This is a genomic window from Priestia sp. YIM B13490 (genome assembly GCF_042787735.1).
GTDB lineage: Bacteria > Bacillota > Bacilli > Bacillales > Bacillaceae_H > Priestia > Priestia megaterium.
In genome coordinates this window covers 631,357-646,585 of sequence record NZ_JBHZOT010000001.1, presented here as the reverse complement: position 1 = coordinate 646,585, position 15,229 = coordinate 631,357, and the positions used below count along the sequence as shown (strand labels likewise).

General features: G+C 38.1%; 18 protein-coding genes. 8 read left to right on the top strand and 10 right to left on the bottom strand.

The window, feature by feature from the left end; all coding sequences use genetic code 11:
- Nucleotides 1-60 precede the first annotated feature (60 nt).
- Complete coding sequence (locus ACFX4R_RS03590) at nt 61-1,365, top strand: aldehyde dehydrogenase (protein WP_043981301.1); 1,305 nt, start codon at nt 61-63, stop codon at nt 1,363-1,365.
- Nucleotides 1,366-1,406: 41 nt separating this feature from the next.
- Here ACFX4R_RS03590 and ACFX4R_RS03585 read toward each other — a convergent pair whose 3' ends face one another.
- From ACFX4R_RS03585 to ACFX4R_RS03560, 6 genes are all read right to left on the bottom strand, one after another.
- Nucleotides 1,407-2,777, bottom strand: a complete 1,371-nt coding sequence (locus ACFX4R_RS03585) for a DUF2254 domain-containing protein (RefSeq protein ID WP_043981300.1) — start codon at nt 2,775-2,777, stop codon at nt 1,407-1,409.
- Between the two features lie 320 nt (nt 2,778-3,097).
- Nucleotides 3,098-3,871, bottom strand: coding sequence for a TPM domain-containing protein (locus tag ACFX4R_RS03580; protein ID WP_043981299.1), 774 nt, complete (start codon nt 3,869-3,871; stop codon nt 3,098-3,100).
- Nucleotides 3,871-4,464, bottom strand: a complete 594-nt coding sequence (locus ACFX4R_RS03575) for a LemA family protein (protein ID WP_025750938.1) — start codon at nt 4,462-4,464, stop codon at nt 3,871-3,873. The genes ACFX4R_RS03580 and ACFX4R_RS03575 overlap by 1 nt, the downstream gene beginning before the upstream one ends.
- Nucleotides 4,465-4,717: 253 nt before the next feature.
- Entirely contained in the window at nt 4,718-5,338 is a 621-nt protein-coding gene (locus ACFX4R_RS03570; RefSeq protein ID WP_043981298.1) for a polysaccharide deacetylase family protein, read from the bottom strand.
- A gap of 124 nt (nt 5,339-5,462) precedes the next feature.
- Entirely contained in the window at nt 5,463-6,812 is a 1,350-nt protein-coding gene (locus tag ACFX4R_RS03565; protein WP_043981297.1) for a glycosyltransferase family 2 protein, read from the bottom strand.
- Between the two features lie 214 nt (nt 6,813-7,026).
- Nucleotides 7,027-7,269, bottom strand: a complete 243-nt coding sequence (locus ACFX4R_RS03560; protein WP_013084095.1) for a spore germination protein — start codon at nt 7,267-7,269, stop codon at nt 7,027-7,029.
- A 220-nt stretch (nt 7,270-7,489) separates the two neighbouring features.
- Here ACFX4R_RS03560 and ACFX4R_RS03555 point away from each other — a divergent pair, with 220 nt between their 5' ends.
- The 3 genes from ACFX4R_RS03555 (at nt 7,490) to ACFX4R_RS03545 (ending at nt 9,595) form a co-directional block, all read left to right on the top strand.
- Nucleotides 7,490-7,807 carry a winged helix-turn-helix transcriptional regulator gene (locus tag ACFX4R_RS03555; RefSeq protein WP_013058076.1) on the top strand — a complete coding sequence of 106 codons (318 nt, stop codon included), beginning with the start codon at nt 7,490-7,492 and terminating at the stop codon, nt 7,805-7,807.
- A gap of 30 nt (nt 7,808-7,837) precedes the next feature.
- Nucleotides 7,838-8,473, top strand: a complete 636-nt coding sequence (locus tag ACFX4R_RS03550) for an FMN-dependent NADH-azoreductase (protein ID WP_043981296.1) — start codon at nt 7,838-7,840, stop codon at nt 8,471-8,473.
- A 486-nt stretch (nt 8,474-8,959) separates the two neighbouring features.
- Entirely contained in the window at nt 8,960-9,595 is a 636-nt protein-coding gene (locus ACFX4R_RS03545; protein ID WP_013058078.1) for an FMN-dependent NADH-azoreductase, read from the top strand.
- A 60-nt stretch (nt 9,596-9,655) separates the two neighbouring features.
- Here ACFX4R_RS03545 and ACFX4R_RS03540 read toward each other — a convergent pair whose 3' ends face one another.
- Nucleotides 9,656-10,195 carry a GNAT family N-acetyltransferase gene (locus ACFX4R_RS03540; RefSeq protein WP_043981295.1) on the bottom strand — a complete coding sequence of 180 codons (540 nt, stop codon included), beginning with the start codon at nt 10,193-10,195 and terminating at the stop codon, nt 9,656-9,658.
- 198 nt (nt 10,196-10,393) lie between these two features.
- Here ACFX4R_RS03540 and ACFX4R_RS03535 point away from each other — a divergent pair, with 198 nt between their 5' ends.
- The 4 genes from ACFX4R_RS03535 to ACFX4R_RS03520 all read left to right on the top strand — a co-directional run bounded on the left by ACFX4R_RS03535 (nt 10,394) and on the right by ACFX4R_RS03520 (nt 12,693).
- On the top strand, nt 10,394-10,603 hold the full coding sequence (locus ACFX4R_RS03535) for a hypothetical protein (RefSeq protein ID WP_014459119.1): 210 nt from the start codon (nt 10,394-10,396) through the stop codon (nt 10,601-10,603).
- Between the two features lie 4 nt (nt 10,604-10,607).
- On the top strand, nt 10,608-11,120 hold the full coding sequence (locus ACFX4R_RS03530) for a hypothetical protein (RefSeq protein WP_162214639.1): 513 nt from the start codon (nt 10,608-10,610) through the stop codon (nt 11,118-11,120).
- A 177-nt stretch (nt 11,121-11,297) separates the two neighbouring features.
- Nucleotides 11,298-12,191, top strand: coding sequence for a tyrosinase family protein (locus tag ACFX4R_RS03525; protein ID WP_165574891.1), 894 nt, complete (start codon nt 11,298-11,300; stop codon nt 12,189-12,191).
- Nucleotides 12,192-12,423: 232 nt separating this feature from the next.
- Nucleotides 12,424-12,693, top strand: a complete 270-nt coding sequence (locus ACFX4R_RS03520; protein WP_043981292.1) for a YjcZ family sporulation protein — start codon at nt 12,424-12,426, stop codon at nt 12,691-12,693.
- A 69-nt stretch (nt 12,694-12,762) separates the two neighbouring features.
- On the opposite strand, the gene ACFX4R_RS03515 is transcribed toward ACFX4R_RS03520, so the two are convergent.
- The 3 genes from ACFX4R_RS03515 to ACFX4R_RS03505 form a co-directional block, all read right to left on the bottom strand.
- Entirely contained in the window at nt 12,763-13,740 is a 978-nt protein-coding gene (locus tag ACFX4R_RS03515; protein WP_162214641.1) for a ring-cleaving dioxygenase, read from the bottom strand.
- Between the two features lie 210 nt (nt 13,741-13,950).
- Nucleotides 13,951-14,574, bottom strand: coding sequence for an FMN-binding negative transcriptional regulator (locus ACFX4R_RS03510; RefSeq protein ID WP_043981290.1), 624 nt, complete (start codon nt 14,572-14,574; stop codon nt 13,951-13,953).
- 273 nt (nt 14,575-14,847) lie between these two features.
- Nucleotides 14,848-15,225: a hypothetical protein gene (locus tag ACFX4R_RS03505; RefSeq protein ID WP_098332737.1), complete on the bottom strand. Its 378-nt coding sequence runs from the start codon at nt 15,223-15,225 to the stop codon at nt 14,848-14,850.
- Nucleotides 15,226-15,229: the final 4 nt, after the last annotated feature.

Below are 15,229 nucleotides of genomic sequence, written 5' to 3'. Positions count from 1 at the left end.
GCAGCTATTTCTGTTCATTGAATAAAGAGTTAAAAATGTGAAGTAAAAGGAGATTTTCTGATGAATAACTATCAAGAACTTACAGAAAAACAGCTTTCATTCTTTAATAGCGGTAAAACAAAAGACGTTGCGTTCCGTATCGAAACGCTAAAGAAATTAAGAGAACTTGTTGTACGTCATGAAGACGACATTTTAAAAGCAGTAAAAGCTGACCTTAACAAACCAGAATTTGAAGCAAAACGTGCAGAAGTTGGTCTTGTGCTAAGCGAAATCGACTTTGCAGTTGAAAATCTTGCAGAATGGGCAGCGCCAAAAGAAGTAGAAACACCATCTACTCATGCTGGAGCAAAAAGCTACATTTATCAAGATCCATACGGTTTAGCTCTAGTGATTGCACCTTGGAACTATCCGTTCCAACTTGCTGTATCACCAGTAGTAGGCGCGATTGCTGCAGGTAACTGCGTGGTGTTAAAGCCTTCTGAATTAACACCTCATACGTCAAGCCTTCTTGCTAAGATGTTTAATGAAAACTTCCCTGAAGAATACTTGACGGTAGTCGAAGGTGAAGTGGAAACAAGCACAGCTTTACTAAAAGAAAACTTTGATTACATCTTCTTTACAGGAAGTACAATGGTCGGAAAAATTGTGGCAGAAGCTGCTGCTAAACATTTAACACCTGTTACGCTAGAGCTAGGCGGAAAAAGTCCTACAATTGTACACGAAGATGCAAATATTGAAGAAGCAGCAAAACGCATTGCGCGCGGTAAATTTGCAAATGCTGGCCAAACTTGCGTAGCGCCAGACTACATTCTTGTTCAGCGAAATGTAAAAGACGAGCTGCTAGCTAACCTAAAACAAGTCGTAACAAACACGTACGGCGAAGATGTTTCACAAAACCTAGACTTCCCTCACGTAGTGAGCGAAAAGCATTTTGATCGCCTTAGCAGCTTCTTAACAAACGGAGATATTGTTTTTGGAGGCAAAACGGATCGTTCTCGTCTGTTTATTGAGCCAACTGTTCTTGACAACATCTCATGGGAAGACAATGTGATGCAAGATGAAATCTTTGGGCCAATTCTTCCAGTCATCGTATACGATGAAATCTCAGAAGTAATTGAAGCAATCGTAAAACGTCCAAAACCATTAGCACTTTATCTTTTCTCTGAAGATGAAGCAGTCCAAGATCACATCTTAAACAGCGTGTCATTCGGCGGCGGTTCTATCAATGATACGATTAATCATATGACGTCTCACTACCTTCCATTTGGCGGCGTTGGTGACAGCGGAATGGGTGCATATCATGGAAAAGCAAGCTTTGATACATTTTCACACGCTAAAAGCATCTTAAAACGTTCAAATAAATAATTAAAAAGAAAAGCCGAAGTCACGCGTTGACTTCGGCTTTTTTACTTCTTCATTTGTTTAGTTATCTGTTCATATTGCTCTTCCTTTTCTGTAGAAATAGCTAAATCATAAAGAATATGCAAAAAATATTTTTTATCTTGAACAAATAAATATTCTTCTTCAAAGCCTTGAGACGTGTAGACGGCAAACTCCCAAATGTCGTCGTAATAAGCTGGCCCAATGGCCTCGGCGAGATTTCCAAGCGTTTTAAGCAGCTCCATTGTAATGATAATATTACGTCTAGCATAGTGCCGGATATTAGCAAATCCATCATACAAAAAGTCTTCAAATTTTTTATCAGGAATGACCATTCGTACAACGCCGCTGTCATCAACTAAATACGAGGAAAACTGACTAACATCACAAATTTTCCGAAGAATATCGCTAATTTGGTGAATGGAGTTAATGGCCGTTTTGAAGTCATCACTTCCTAATGATTTAATCGCCATCTCGACAAACTTGGTAATAATATGAGTTGTGTCTTGAATATCGGTTTGAGATTTTCCTATATGAACATATCGATGAAAAATAGTTTGATCAATTTCATCCTGCTCTGTAAAATCTCGGTTCCAATAATAAAACAATATCGTTCCGTCGAGTACGTAGTCCCCTACTTCCCTCTCCATTTTGATCACTAAGTTATGCTCTTTGGCATAGTGAATTAATCGGCTGTAATTAACGGTCTGAATATAGCCGGATGTTTGAATATATACTGGATTTTTATCTCCTTCAGGAAAGGAAAATGGTTCGTTATGAGCAGATTGCGTTCGATGAACCTCTAGCTCTTCACGTATCGTCGTTTCAATAGCTTTTATAGATTCCGTTTTCATCGATTGAGTCATATGATTAACTTGCAGCCATTTAACGGAATGATTAATAAAGTAGACAAACGTGCCTGCACTAAAAACTGATAGCGCCGTGGTCGCAAATGGGATAGCAAAGTAGCCATCTACTTGTGAACTGTTTAAAAAGAGAAAGACAAAAAGTGTATATAAGAAACTCCCCATAAAAATCCCGAGAATTCGCTGAGTCGATTTCGAAGAAGCAAAGTTTTTTAACACGCGAGGAGAAAACTGAGCTGCAAATGATGTAAACACAACAAGCATTAAATTAAAGGTAAACGTCGTAATTGATAGAATTCCGGGCATAATCGTACTCACTAACGTATTGGTTAAATCCATGTTGATTGAAAAAAATGAAGGAACCTTCTCTCCTACTTTGCAATAATAGTCCAGAAACAGCGTCAATGCAGCTAAAAGGACAGAAAAAAGAGCATAAATTAAGGGACTAAACCATATTTGGCTATTTAGCTCATCTTTAAAAGCACGAGGAGAGAGCTGTTTCCTTGCCGCTATCCATCTAAATGTATTCATACAAAACTCTCCTTTTTATTTGTAAATCTCTAACTTTTTTCTTAGTTCCCTAATTTTTTTTGGTTATGCTTATACAATGGAAAAAAATCTATTTTTTAAAATATAGGTACACAAAGCAAAAATGAAATTGACACATACCTCATTAATTTAATCTAAAGATGCACAAATAGGATACATGAGTTGAATGAATATATAAAAGCTATGTTCACCATACAAATAAAAAATCCGAACGAGATGGATTCTCAACTAAGAATCCATCTCGTTCGGATCTTCCTTCAACTAACCTACTTTTATCCCAGCCTCTTTTTACTCTTATCGTTTTACCAGCCTCGGCTCGCTCCACCGCCTCCAGAGCTGCCGCCTCCCCCTCCGCGAGGACCGCTGCCGCCGTTGCCACCGCCACCGCCTCTTCCTCCAAACATCACAAGGAAGTTTAGCAGAAATTGTGTAATGGCTCCTTTAAAAAAGACGAAGTCGAGAATAAGAAAGCCCACAATAACAGCTGCAATCAGCAGCGTTTGAAGGGTTGAGAAATGAACACCGCTATCGGAAGGCGGAGATGCTTTTGGCACTTTTTGTTCAAAGTCTGTTCCTAAATCATACTCTTTCACGACTTGGTTATAAACAGCTTTGTATGTGCTTTCTAGCGCCGTATCGTATTTGCCATTTTTTAAGTTAGGAATAGCATAAGAATCTAAAATTTCTCCCGATTTGATATCGGTGATAGCTCCTTCTAACCCGTATCCTACTTCGATTCGAATTTTTCGTTCTTTTTTAGCGAGTAAAATAAGAACGCCATTGTTCAGCTTTTTATCACCGAGTTTGTACTTTCGAAACGCTTCATTCGCGTACTCTTCTACATCCGCATCACCTAATGAATTCACGGTAAGAATCGCTACTTGAGCTTTCGTTTCATCATCCAATTTTCTGCCCATTTGATTTATTTCAGCTTTTTCCTGATCGTTTAATAGATGAGCAAAATCTTGAGCGTAAATATCGCCTACCGGATTTGGAATATCAGGTGCAGCAAAAGCAACGCTTACCGTATTACATAAAAGAGACAATAATAAAGCAAACGAAGCAAGAAATTTCATCACTTATCGCTCCCAAAATCAACTTTCGGCGCTTCTTTTTCTTCATTTGTTACTTCAAAATATGGCTTTTTTTCAAAGCCGAACGTACCCGCTAACATGCTTTTAGGAAATCTCTTAACTGATTTATTGTATTTTGCAACTTCATCGTTATAGTCTTTACGCGCTACAGCGAGTCGATTTTCCGTTCCTTCTAAACTGTCCATTAAGCTTCTGAAGTTTTCATTTGCTTTTAAATCCGGGTATTTTTCAACCACTACGAGCAGGCGGTTTAATGCGCCGCTTAACTGTTGATTAGCATCAGCTTTGTCTTCAGGAGTTTTAGCTCCCGCTAGCTGCGCTCTTGCCTGAGTGACCGAATCAATTGCTTCCTGCTCATGCTTAGCATAGCCTTTAACCGTTTCCACTAAGTTCGGAATTAAATCAGATCTTCTTTTTAGTTGATTATCTATTTGGGAAAATTTATTATCTACATCTTCCTGTGCGCTAACGAGACTATTGTAAGAGCTCACTCCGTAAATCACAACAATTCCTAACCCTAAAATCACAACAATCGCTATCCCAATGAGCGTAGCGATCAAGCCTTTGTTCTTCAATATACTACCTCTTTTCTTCATCAAAATTATGTATCTACTTACTAGTACGAATCACGCTCTAAAAAGATTCATTTTTTACCAATTTTATTTATAGAACGTATAAGTAAGACATCTCCTAACAATCAATCCCTCTATAAGGTGAGATGCTGTTCTCTACCTAGTCTTTCTATCAATTAGCACATGTAACCTTCTCGATTTTATCTTGTTTCATAATAGAAAAAAAGGAATACCTCTTGGCTATTCCTTTTTTGGCTTAAGACCATCCTTCAATTTTGTATGCGACTCGGTGAAATTCAGGAACCGTTACAAATTGATAGTCGTTTTTTATTAAATACTTAATAAGTTTTGGCAATGAAGCAACAATTTGATCCCGCGCTCCGCTGCCGTATCGATCCCCATCGTGCATGACAATAAGATTCTTTTTTTGTAGATTTTTAATCGTATGTTTGCATATGGCCAATGGATCTTCTTCACGCCAATCCTGGCTATCTACATTCCATAGAACAGACGTCATTCCCAATTCTTTAATAGCAGCAAGAGCTGTATCATTTATCGAACTGTAAGGTGGACGAAACAGCTTGGGAGAATAACCGATGATTTTCTCTATTTGAGCATTTGTAGAAATGATTTCTTTCCACAATTCATGCTTAGAAAGAGTTGTAATATCAGGATGACTCCACGTATGATTTCCAATTACGTGCTTTTCTCTATGAATACGTCGGATCAGCTTTGGAAATCTTTCTACTTCCGAACCAACGACAAAAAAGGTCGCACGTACATTATATCTCTTTAGAATTTTTAAAATAGAAGCCGTGTAAGCTGAGGGGCCATCATCAAACGTTAATGCAACGTACTTTGGTGAATTTTGATTCATGTTTTCTCCCCTTATATAAAATAGAAGAAATAAACCCCTCAATTTGTGGGTGTAAGCTGAGGGGCTTTTACGACGAGACAATTTTTAAGAGATGATGTTATATCTTTTTCTGCATGTAATAGCGCTATAGGTAATAGATTTGTTCAAAAGAACTCGCCAAGTAGTCAAATCCACGAGGGCGCAGTGTTTCGAACTGCTGAATAATTTTTATTCTTTCCTCTGATCCTCCTGGGAGATCGTAAAGTTTCGTCACGGGCTGTCCACTATTTAAATATTCAATGATTCTAAACAGCATGACGCGAAAAGCATGTTTAAATTCCTTATATTCATCAGGAAAACGCTTCTCCAGCGCTTTATATTCAACTAATGTTTTATGCATATGCATAAACGGAAGCTCTTTCCATTCAAGAGAGAGGATAAGAACGTCTATATTAGGATGTTTTTTAACGAAACGATAGTGATTTCCCCATTGTTCTTTTACTTTTCGCTTAGACATACCGTGTTCTTGGTGATAAGCAACCGTAGAGGAATCTAAAACAAATTGTGCACCATTCTTATATAAACGATATCCAAGCTCCCAGTCTTCTGCCCCGTAGCCGACAAAAGTCTCATCAAAATAGCCGGATTTCTTTAATTGCGCTTTTCTTACGGATACATTTCCACTTAAAAATGCGATATACGGTAGCGTAAATCCTTCAAGTCGCTCTCCGAAATGTTTTAGCCCGCTGTTAAGAAAATAACGATTGGGAAATGATAAACGTTGAAAACGGTTTGTATCAATATCTTCTTTTGTTACAAGAGGACAAGGAACATTTGAATGCTGCTTCGTCTGTTCATAGTTTTCATACAATCTTCTATACTCAGGATCCCTGCCGACCAGTTCTTTTAAGTGCGCCATTTGATCTTCATTATAGTCTGGCATAATAAACGTGTAGACTCCTTCATAATGCATAGCTCCGGTAACCACAAGATTGGATTCATGCACATGATGTTTATAGTGATTTTCAATAAAAGGAGGAGGAGCCAGCATTTCTCCGTCTAAAAAGATTAAAAGATCTCCTTCAGCATGATTAATTCCTATATTACGTACTGAGGAACGCCCTTTATTTTGTTTCATACGGATATACTTAAATTTGAACGGGAGATCCGCTTCTTTTAAAATGTCGGGCGTATTATCAGAAGAAGCGTCATCCACTAAAATGACTTCATACTCAGCTTGAGGAAACGTTTGTTTTGATAAACTATAAAGCGAAAGAGAGGTTTGATGATACTTATTATACGTAGGCATAATGATACTAACTTTAATAGGATGTTTGTGATTATTTTTTATGCTCATTTTATATAATGAATTGTCTATTTTACTCCTTTTGTTTTTAGGCTCTTTTAAGGGTTTAAGATTCTTTTCTTTCTTTTTAATATAGTATTTTCCATCGGAACGGTTGTAATAGGAATCATATAATTCTATTTTAATCATCCTTTCTTTGTTTTTCCTCTATATACTATTCAATAAATGATCGGGTGCTTGTACAATATATAATTTTTTTTAGAAAAGGCGTATATAATAGATTCGGGAACTTTGGTAGATCGTTCTATTGAAGTAGAAACACATTCTCTTATCATAAATAAGTGTTCTACTTCTCAGTATAAAAAAGCTGCTTACAACTTCATACGTCATAAGCAGCTCCCTTTTATAGCTGATTTCCATATACTCCATCAATATTCGCAACAGCCGTTTGATCAAATATATCTGCATCCATATTTGTATTTTTCATTCGCGCACAAGCAGCTGAAATGTCTCCATATGTTGAGTTGATTCCAACAGATTTAACATCCGCTGTGTGTCCGTTGTGAAGAACTTCTCCAAAATTCATCGATCCGTTTCTCGCCATACCATTAATTCTCGTGTTACAGATGTTAATAACTCCTGCCATGACCATACCACCTTTTCTTAAAATGAATTCGTACATCGTATGCTGTGACAAGCCTATGTGTGAAAAGTTTTCAAGAAGTGAAAAGCAAGGTACAAATACTAGTGAAATTGTTCATTTCACCCTGCTTCACCCAAAGTTTCCACATGTTTTTATGCTTTTTCTGTTACAATAAATGCATAAGTTATTTTTCATCCATATTGTTTGAAGGAGGATACGTAATATGGACGAACCAAAAGATATTCAACCTAAAGTAGAAAAAAGTTTCGAACTGATTGGCAAGAAGTGGACAGGATTAATCATTTATGTACTTATGAGCGGTCCTAAACGCTTTAGTGAATTAAATGAAAGTATACCAGCCTTAAGCAGAAGGCTTTTGACAGAACGAATTAAAGAGCTTGAAGACCACGGAATTGTTGTCCGAAATGTCATTCCAGACCGCCCTATTCGTTCTGAATATTCGCTGACTCAAAAAGGAACGGAGTTAGGTAAAATATTAGGGCCGATTAGCCAGTGGGCAGAAAGCTGGGTCCAAGATTAATAAAACTACTCCATAGAAAGGATGAGCATCATGGCAAATGTTCTCTATATTACTGCACACCCTTTAGCTGAAGACGAATCACTTAGCATGGCTGTGGGGAAAGAATTTATCGACGTATATAAGCAAACACATCCAGAAGATGATGTGGTTCATTTAGATTTATATCAAGCAGATATTCCATACTTAGATGCAGACGTATTTAACGGCTGGAAAAAGCTTCGTTCTCACTCTTCCATCCAGGATTTATCAACGGATGAACGATTAAAAGTGGGACGATTAGCCGAACTAGGAGGACAGTTCGTACTCGCTGACAAATATATTTTTGTCACGCCAATGTGGAATTTCTCTGTTCCTGCGATTATGAAAACGTACATTGATGCGATTACCGTGTCAGGTAAAACCTTTACATATACAAAAGAAGGCGCTCAGGGATTGCTTAAAGGAAAAAAAGCGCTTCACATTCAATCCCGCGGAGACGTGTATTCAGAAGGCCCTGAAATGGCGAGAGAAATGGGCCACCGCTATTTAGAAATCATGATGGACTTCTTTGGAATCGAAGCGTTTGAAAGCATTATTATCGAAGGGCAAGTAAAATTCCCGGATCAAATTCCGCAAATTAAAGAAAACGCACTCCAAAAAGCCCATTCAATGGCCAAAACGTTTTAAATTCAATAGAAAAGAAAAAGACCTCGAAGCAGATCGAGGTCTTTTTCTTTTCTCTTCCCTCCCTTATATTTCCCTTGAAATAATGATCACCTTTCTGCTCACTTCACGCTGAAAATAGATTTAAAGGAAAGATGAAACGCTGTTATTTTTTGTTACTATTAATAACGCACGAAACAAAAATATACGATTTTTCTTTTTTATTTTTTAATTATCTACCTTCAAAAAAGATAGTTCTTCTAAATGAATAACGTTTAAAATCATGTTTTAAAACAGAAATAAACCTTTATTTTTAAAGGGTTTAGCCACAAAATCCAAAAGCGTAATACTCTTAAAACCGTTTGTGAATATGATAAAATCCAATAAAAAACCTTTGACTAAATTTGTTACGTAAGTTACTATTAATAACGTAGTAGATGTTTTCGAACATATTATCTTTAATTCATGAAACAACATTTATATATTGAAGACAGAAAGGTGAACAGAATTATGGCAAAAGTATTATATATTACAGCAAACCCTAACGATGCTACGCAATCATTCAGTATGGCTGCGGGAGATGCATTTATTAATGAGTATAAAGAAGTAAACCCAACGGATGAGATTGTTCACGTTAATTTATACCAAGAACATATCCCTCACATCGACGGCGATGTATTCAGCGGATGGGGCAAACTTGGAAGCGGCGCAGAATTTGACGCGCTTACTCCTGAAGAACAGCGCAAAGTTGCTCGTTTAAACGAGTTAAGTGACCAATTTGCTCAAGCGGACAAATATGTATTTGTTACACCAATGTGGAACTTCTCATTCCCACCAGTGATGAAAGCATACTTAGATGCTGTAGCAGTAGCTGGAAAATCATTTAAATATACAGCAGAAGGTTCTGTAGGTCTATTAACAGATAAAAAAGCGTATCATATTCAAGCAAACGGCGGTATCTACTCTCGCGGCCCTGCTGGTGAATTAGAAATGGGTCACCGTTATATGCGCATTATGATGAATTTCTTCGGCGTTCCTTCTATCGGAAGCCTATTTGTAGAAGGACAGGCTGCAATGCCAGATAAAGCACAAGAAATTAAAGAAGACGGCATTGCTCGCGCTAAAGAAGCTGCACGTACGTTCTAATAACAAATATAAGCACAAAAAAAGGAACATCTCCCCGTGTTCCTTTTTTTATGCTTGCAATTATATCTTTGCTTCCTCGCGCAGCAGCGAATAAACATATGTATCAAACGGGATTCCGTTTTGGAACAGGTATTCTCTTAGCGTCCCTTCCTTTTTAAATCCTAATTTGCTCAACAAGGCGACAGATCCACTATTTTGCGTAAATACAATCGCTCCTATACGATTGTATTGAAGTTCGTTGAAGCCATAAGAAATCGCTTCATGAACAGCTTCTGTTGCGTATCCTTTGTTCCAATACTCCGGAAAAAGAGCATAGCTTACGTTTGCTTTCTTATGCCCAGGAGACCACTCTTGAAACCCTATTGTTCCAATCAGCTTCTCTTTTCCTTTTAGCTGAATCCCCCATTTAATTAATTGTTTTTCTTCGTAGCCTTTGGAAAAATTCTTAATGATCTCCTTCACTTGGTTGATCGATTCTAAAGGTTTTTGCCCATAATAGCGCAGCACCTCTTCATCAGAAAAGCATTCTAAAATCTCACTGGCATCATCTTCTACAATTTTTCTTAATATCAGACGTTTTGTCTCTAATTCCGGAAACATTTTCTTCCCTCTTTTCTGCGCAGCTTATCTATCTACGGTAAACCATACTATTCTCCTCTCAACTAGCAATATCCTGCTAAAACCCTACCCGGGAGGACTCATTTCCTATCCAAATAGTCGATTTACAGCGGAGATAGTGGTATTTTATATAGTGGGCATAAGTTGCTTTTTATCAACACAGAGGCGGTGAACGCATAAATGAACCAAGATAAAGAATTGCTGTCCACGATACACGCTCTTCAAAAAGAACTGCAGCAAGAAAAAGAAAACCGTGCGTATATGCAAAAAGATATGGACGAACTAAGAAGCGCTTTATTACAATCAGAACAAGTAAAACAAAACTTAATTGATCAGCTAGAAAAGAAAGTCGATTTGATTTTAACGTTGATTCAAAAAGGAGACGCATAAAGGAATGGATTTTTTTAAAAACAGCAAAATACTATACACTATTGTGGCACTTGTTATTGCCCTCATCGCTGTATTTACCAACAATTCGCCCATTTCCCTCATTCAGCAGCATGAAAATTCAAGCAGTACATCGAGTAGCACATCGGACACTACATCAAGCAACCAATGCTCTGCAGAGACTCAAAGCGACAGATTATTTACCGGCAAAGAACTTGTCTTACAAGAAGGAAATGATAAATATGGATATTGCCATATTGTCGCGCATATGCAAAAACCAGGCGTTAACAATTATCAAGGTAAAAGCCAATTCAGCAAGTATTTAAATGAAAAACAAGCGATGTCTGTTGCTGAAGAAGTCATCAACGAAGGCGAAGACGGCACCAACAATAAATCTGGCAACTACGTTAAAGAAAAGTATATTAATTCTTTAAACCAAGAAGTTAGAGTTGTGTATACTGACTACAGAGGCAAAGACTACGACTACAGCGTAACGACCATGTATCCAATTGGTCATTAATAATAATGCAGTTAATAAAAGCAGGCGCATGCCTGCTTTTTTTATTTTACCTCTATTTATAATTTACACCTTTAAAAAAGTCTCTGTAAATTTACAGTAGCACTTTTACCTCTTGGACATATTCTGAATATAAAAAAGAAACAGCCCCTTGCTTCTTTTTTAGAAAGAGGTTAAAAAATGAGTAACAAGTATAAAGTTAGAAAAAACGTATTGCATCTTACCGACACGGAAAAAAGAGATTTTGTTCGTACCGTGCTAATACTAAAGGAAAAAGGAATATACGACCGCTATATAGCCTGGCATGGCGCAGCAGGTAAATTTCATACGCCTCCGGGCAGCGATCGAAATGCAGCACATATGAGTTCTGCTTTTTTGCCATGGCATCGTGAATACCTTTTACGATTCGAACGTGACCTTCAGTCAATCAATCCAGAAGTAACCCTTCCTTATTGGGAATGGGAAACGGACGCACAGATGCAGGATCCCTCACAATCACAAATTTGGAGTGCAGATTTTATGGGAGGAAACGGAAATCCTAAAAAAGATTTTATCGTCGACACCGGTCCGTTTGCAGCTGGGCGCTGGACGACAATCGATGAACAAGGAAATCCTTCTGGAGGGCTAAAACGTAATTTTGGAGCAACGAAAGAGGCACCTACACTCCCTACTCGAGATGATGTTCTCAATGCTTTAAAAATAACTCAGTATGATACGCCGCCTTGGGATATGACCAGCCAAAACAGCTTTCGTAATCAGCTTGAAGGATTTATTAACGGGCCGCAGCTTCACAATCGCGTACACCGTTGGGTTGGCGGACAGATGGGCGTTGTGCCTACTGCTCCGAATGATCCTGTCTTCTTTTTACACCACGCAAATGTGGATCGTATTTGGGCTGTATGGCAAATTGTTCATCGTAATCAAAACTATCAGCCGATGAAAAACGGGCCATTTGGTCAAAACTTTAGAGATCCGATGTACCCTTGGAACACAACCCCTGAAGACGTTATGAACCATCGAAAGCTTGGGTACGTATACGATATAGAATTAAGAAAATCAAAACGTTCCTCATAACCCGTTCTAGAAACAGCAGTATACAATCAAAAACAGGTAAATCCCTTCCCTTCTGCCATAACTTATAAGGCCACAAGCATCGTAAAACTCACTGTTTCATTTCCATTCACCATAAAATATAGTTAATCAACCATAATTGGGCTGTGAATAAGCTTCATATAAGGCCCTTGGAACATATGAATAAGTTATCAAAGCTTTATAAAAGTTTTATAAATGAAGGGAAGATATCAAAATGCATAATAACGTAAACGCACCTTTTAGTTCTAATGAAAATATGCCATTCTCACCTGCTATGGCTCACCACGCCTATACAGCTCCTGCTTATGAGCACATGATTCCACACTGCGGGTATTCAATGCCGGACTATGGATATATGGTTCCTGAATGTGGATATGGCGTTCCTCACCACGGATGTAATGGTTTTGCCATTATCATCGTACTGTTTATTTTACTCATTATTATTGGTGCATGTGGTTGCGGTTTCTGGCACAATGAGTGTTAACCTAAAAAACTCCAGTATAAATACTGGAGTTTTTTCATGTCTTAATAGGCGGTAGGCACCTTCAGAATTCTATAGCGTTTCATCCAAATCCAGGGGTCTCAGCTTTTCTTCGATTTCTTTGCGCTTCGGCTCTAAAAATGGCGGCAGAGCTAATCTTTGGCCCATCGTTTCAAGCGGTTCATCGGTCGCAAATCCAGGTGTGTCCGTTGATAATTCAAATAAAATGCCGTTTGGTTCTCTGAAATAAAGTGCTTTGAAATAGTATCGTTCTACTTTACCGGAATTCGGCAGGCTGTTTTCATTTAATCGAGCTGCCCACTTATTGTATTCTTCTTCATTTGGAACACGGAATGCAACGTGATGAACGCCACCGCGCCCTAAGCGAACTTTCGGCAAATCGGGTCTCGTTTCAATATGAACTTCGGCTCCGCTTCCGCCTTCACCTGTTGCATAAACCAAAATATCTCTATGATCTGCTGCAAGAGATGGATAAGAACCCGCGTAGCGAAATCCCATAATATTTATCAGTACGTCAACAGTTGGTTCTGACGTACCCACGGTTAGCGTGACCGGTCCTAAGCCGATAATCGCATGTTCTAATGGAATGTCTTCGCGCTTCCACGGCACGCCTGCTCTTACCCCTTTTTCACCGTTGTCCGCAACAAGAAGCAAACGTGTACCTTCATAATCTTTAAATGCTAACGTATCACGATTAGCTCGTTTAGCTATTTCTTCATATTCCACTCCATACTGCTCAAAGCGCTCTTTCCAAAAGTGTAAAGAATCCGTACTTTTAACGCGAAGCGAAACAGTCGAAATGTCAGATGCACCTTGATGCGTTCTTGCAAGCCCCGGAATATCAAAAAACGTTACTTCCGTTCCTGGCGTCCCTTCTCCATCTGCATAAAACAAGTGGTAAGACTGAGTGTTATCTTGATTCACCGTTTTTTTTACTAATCGCATACCTAAAACTTTGGTGAAAAACTGATAGTTTTTCTCAGCTTTCCCCGTCAAAATAGATACATGATGCAACCCTAACAATTCCATCTGCTCCGCCTCTTTTCATAATATATAAATTTTTAACTTCTACTAAAATTATCTTTAATTTAATTATCTTTAATTAAAGATAATTTTAAAGGATATACAGCCTGTTTGTCAATAACAAGAAAATGTTGTGAACATAAAAAAGAAACTAAACACATAGTTAGTTTCTCTTTATCTTCCCTTTAACAAACTGCTGATCTTTTCCAACAGCGGTTACTTTTTAAGCATGCGCTGCACATTTTGCTTCATCAGCTCCGCAATTTTTGTTTCATTTTCACGAGACGTCTGCTCTAATTTTTCTATGACTAACTGCTGTCTTTCGACTGAATGATTTTGACTTAGCTTTTGTTTGCCTTCCATTTTGCTGATGTCGATTTTAAACCCAATGATTCCTTTGCTTAAACCATTCATATAAGCAGGATCAACGTCATTTAGTGTATATGTACTGCTCGGGCTTTCATATTTCTCCACCATCTTCCTCAGCAGTCCAAGCAGTTCTGTTGGTTCTTCAATCATTTTCATGGTGCCGTACACGTGAACAGCTTCATAATTCCATGTTGGTACAGCTTGATTCGTTTCATACCAAGACGGTGAAATATAACAGTGAGGCCCTTGAAACACAACTAAAATTTCTTGATTTTCAGTATCTTTCCACTGCAGATTCGGACGAGCAAAATGTCCGTATAAAGCTTTTTCTTTCCGGTTTAACATCAGGGGCAAATGGGTAGCATAAGGCTTTTCATTATGATACGAAAACAAAGTGGCAAATCCATTGTCTTCAATAAATTCATACATTATTTGTTCCTCATTCACTTTAAAATACTTTGGAATATACATCGGCGCTTCTCCTTTATCTCTTATTTAGTAAAAGATATAATACTATACGTGTTTGCAACAGCGTCAGTTATGAACTTTTTATGGAGGTCAGCAAACATTTAACCATCTATGAATGGATTTTTCAAGAAGCTTATGCTACACTGCTGCGATGTAAACCGCTGCTTTTTTATATGTATTTATTTAGCACATAATGCAATTAGATACATGTTTGTTAAATAAAGCTTCAGAAACTCAAAAAAGAAGAGCTTGTTTAAAACAGCTCCTTTCTCACGTTTATCTATACAATTGAGGATTTTTTTCTCGTTTGATAGGTCCGCCTTTGGCTATATGCCACTCAATGACGCAGTCCGTCAAACGATCGTATACGTCGTCTTCTAAATACGGATCTTCTGCCGAAGTGAGCAAGGTGTGAACATCGGCTTTTATTTCGGCTAACATAGCTGTGCTGAATACGTCCGGATCATTCAATACGTCTAGTATATATAGCACCAGCATCTCAAATCCGCCGTCCCAATTGGCATTCCCGTTGCCTTGAGCTTCACAGCGAAGCTTTTCAATAGCTCGAATGACTTCTCCTTCTACGATATCCGACTGCCCATTTCTCGAGACATAGTTTAACCATAGTTCTTTTGCTTCGTCAAAATACTTCATTCTG

Excerpts from the sequence above, each read along its gene's own strand:
- ACFX4R_RS03590 (WP_043981301.1), top strand. The coding sequence starts at position 61 with ATGAATAACTATCAAGAACTTACAGAAAAACAGCTTTCATTCTTTAAT.
- ACFX4R_RS03585 (WP_043981300.1), bottom strand. The coding sequence starts at position 2,777 with ATGAATACATTTAGATGGATAGCGGCAAGGAAACAGCTCTCTCCTCGT.
- ACFX4R_RS03580 (WP_043981299.1), bottom strand. The coding sequence starts at position 3,871 with ATGAAATTTCTTGCTTCGTTTGCTTTATTATTGTCTCTTTTATGTAAT.
- ACFX4R_RS03570 (WP_043981298.1), bottom strand. The coding sequence starts at position 5,338 with ATGAATCAAAATTCACCAAAGTACGTTGCATTAACGTTTGATGATGGC.
- ACFX4R_RS03565 (WP_043981297.1), bottom strand. The coding sequence starts at position 6,812 with ATGATTAAAATAGAATTATATGATTCCTATTACAACCGTTCCGATGGA.
- ACFX4R_RS03560 (WP_013084095.1), bottom strand. The coding sequence starts at position 7,269 with ATGGCAGGAGTTATTAACATCTGTAACACGAGAATTAATGGTATGGCG.
- ACFX4R_RS03555 (WP_013058076.1), top strand. The coding sequence starts at position 7,490 with ATGGACGAACCAAAAGATATTCAACCTAAAGTAGAAAAAAGTTTCGAA.
- ACFX4R_RS03550 (WP_043981296.1), top strand. The coding sequence starts at position 7,838 with ATGGCAAATGTTCTCTATATTACTGCACACCCTTTAGCTGAAGACGAA.
- ACFX4R_RS03545 (WP_013058078.1), top strand. The coding sequence starts at position 8,960 with ATGGCAAAAGTATTATATATTACAGCAAACCCTAACGATGCTACGCAA.
- ACFX4R_RS03540 (WP_043981295.1), bottom strand. The coding sequence starts at position 10,195 with ATGTTTCCGGAATTAGAGACAAAACGTCTGATATTAAGAAAAATTGTA.
- ACFX4R_RS03535 (WP_014459119.1), top strand. The coding sequence starts at position 10,394 with ATGAACCAAGATAAAGAATTGCTGTCCACGATACACGCTCTTCAAAAA.
- ACFX4R_RS03530 (WP_162214639.1), top strand. The coding sequence starts at position 10,608 with ATGGATTTTTTTAAAAACAGCAAAATACTATACACTATTGTGGCACTT.
- ACFX4R_RS03525 (WP_165574891.1), top strand. The coding sequence starts at position 11,298 with ATGAGTAACAAGTATAAAGTTAGAAAAAACGTATTGCATCTTACCGAC.
- ACFX4R_RS03520 (WP_043981292.1), top strand. The coding sequence starts at position 12,424 with ATGCATAATAACGTAAACGCACCTTTTAGTTCTAATGAAAATATGCCA.
- ACFX4R_RS03515 (WP_162214641.1), bottom strand. The coding sequence starts at position 13,740 with ATGGAATTGTTAGGGTTGCATCATGTATCTATTTTGACGGGGAAAGCT.
- ACFX4R_RS03510 (WP_043981290.1), bottom strand. The coding sequence starts at position 14,574 with ATGTATATTCCAAAGTATTTTAAAGTGAATGAGGAACAAATAATGTAT.
- ACFX4R_RS03505 (WP_098332737.1), bottom strand. The coding sequence starts at position 15,225 with ATGAAGTATTTTGACGAAGCAAAAGAACTATGGTTAAACTATGTCTCG.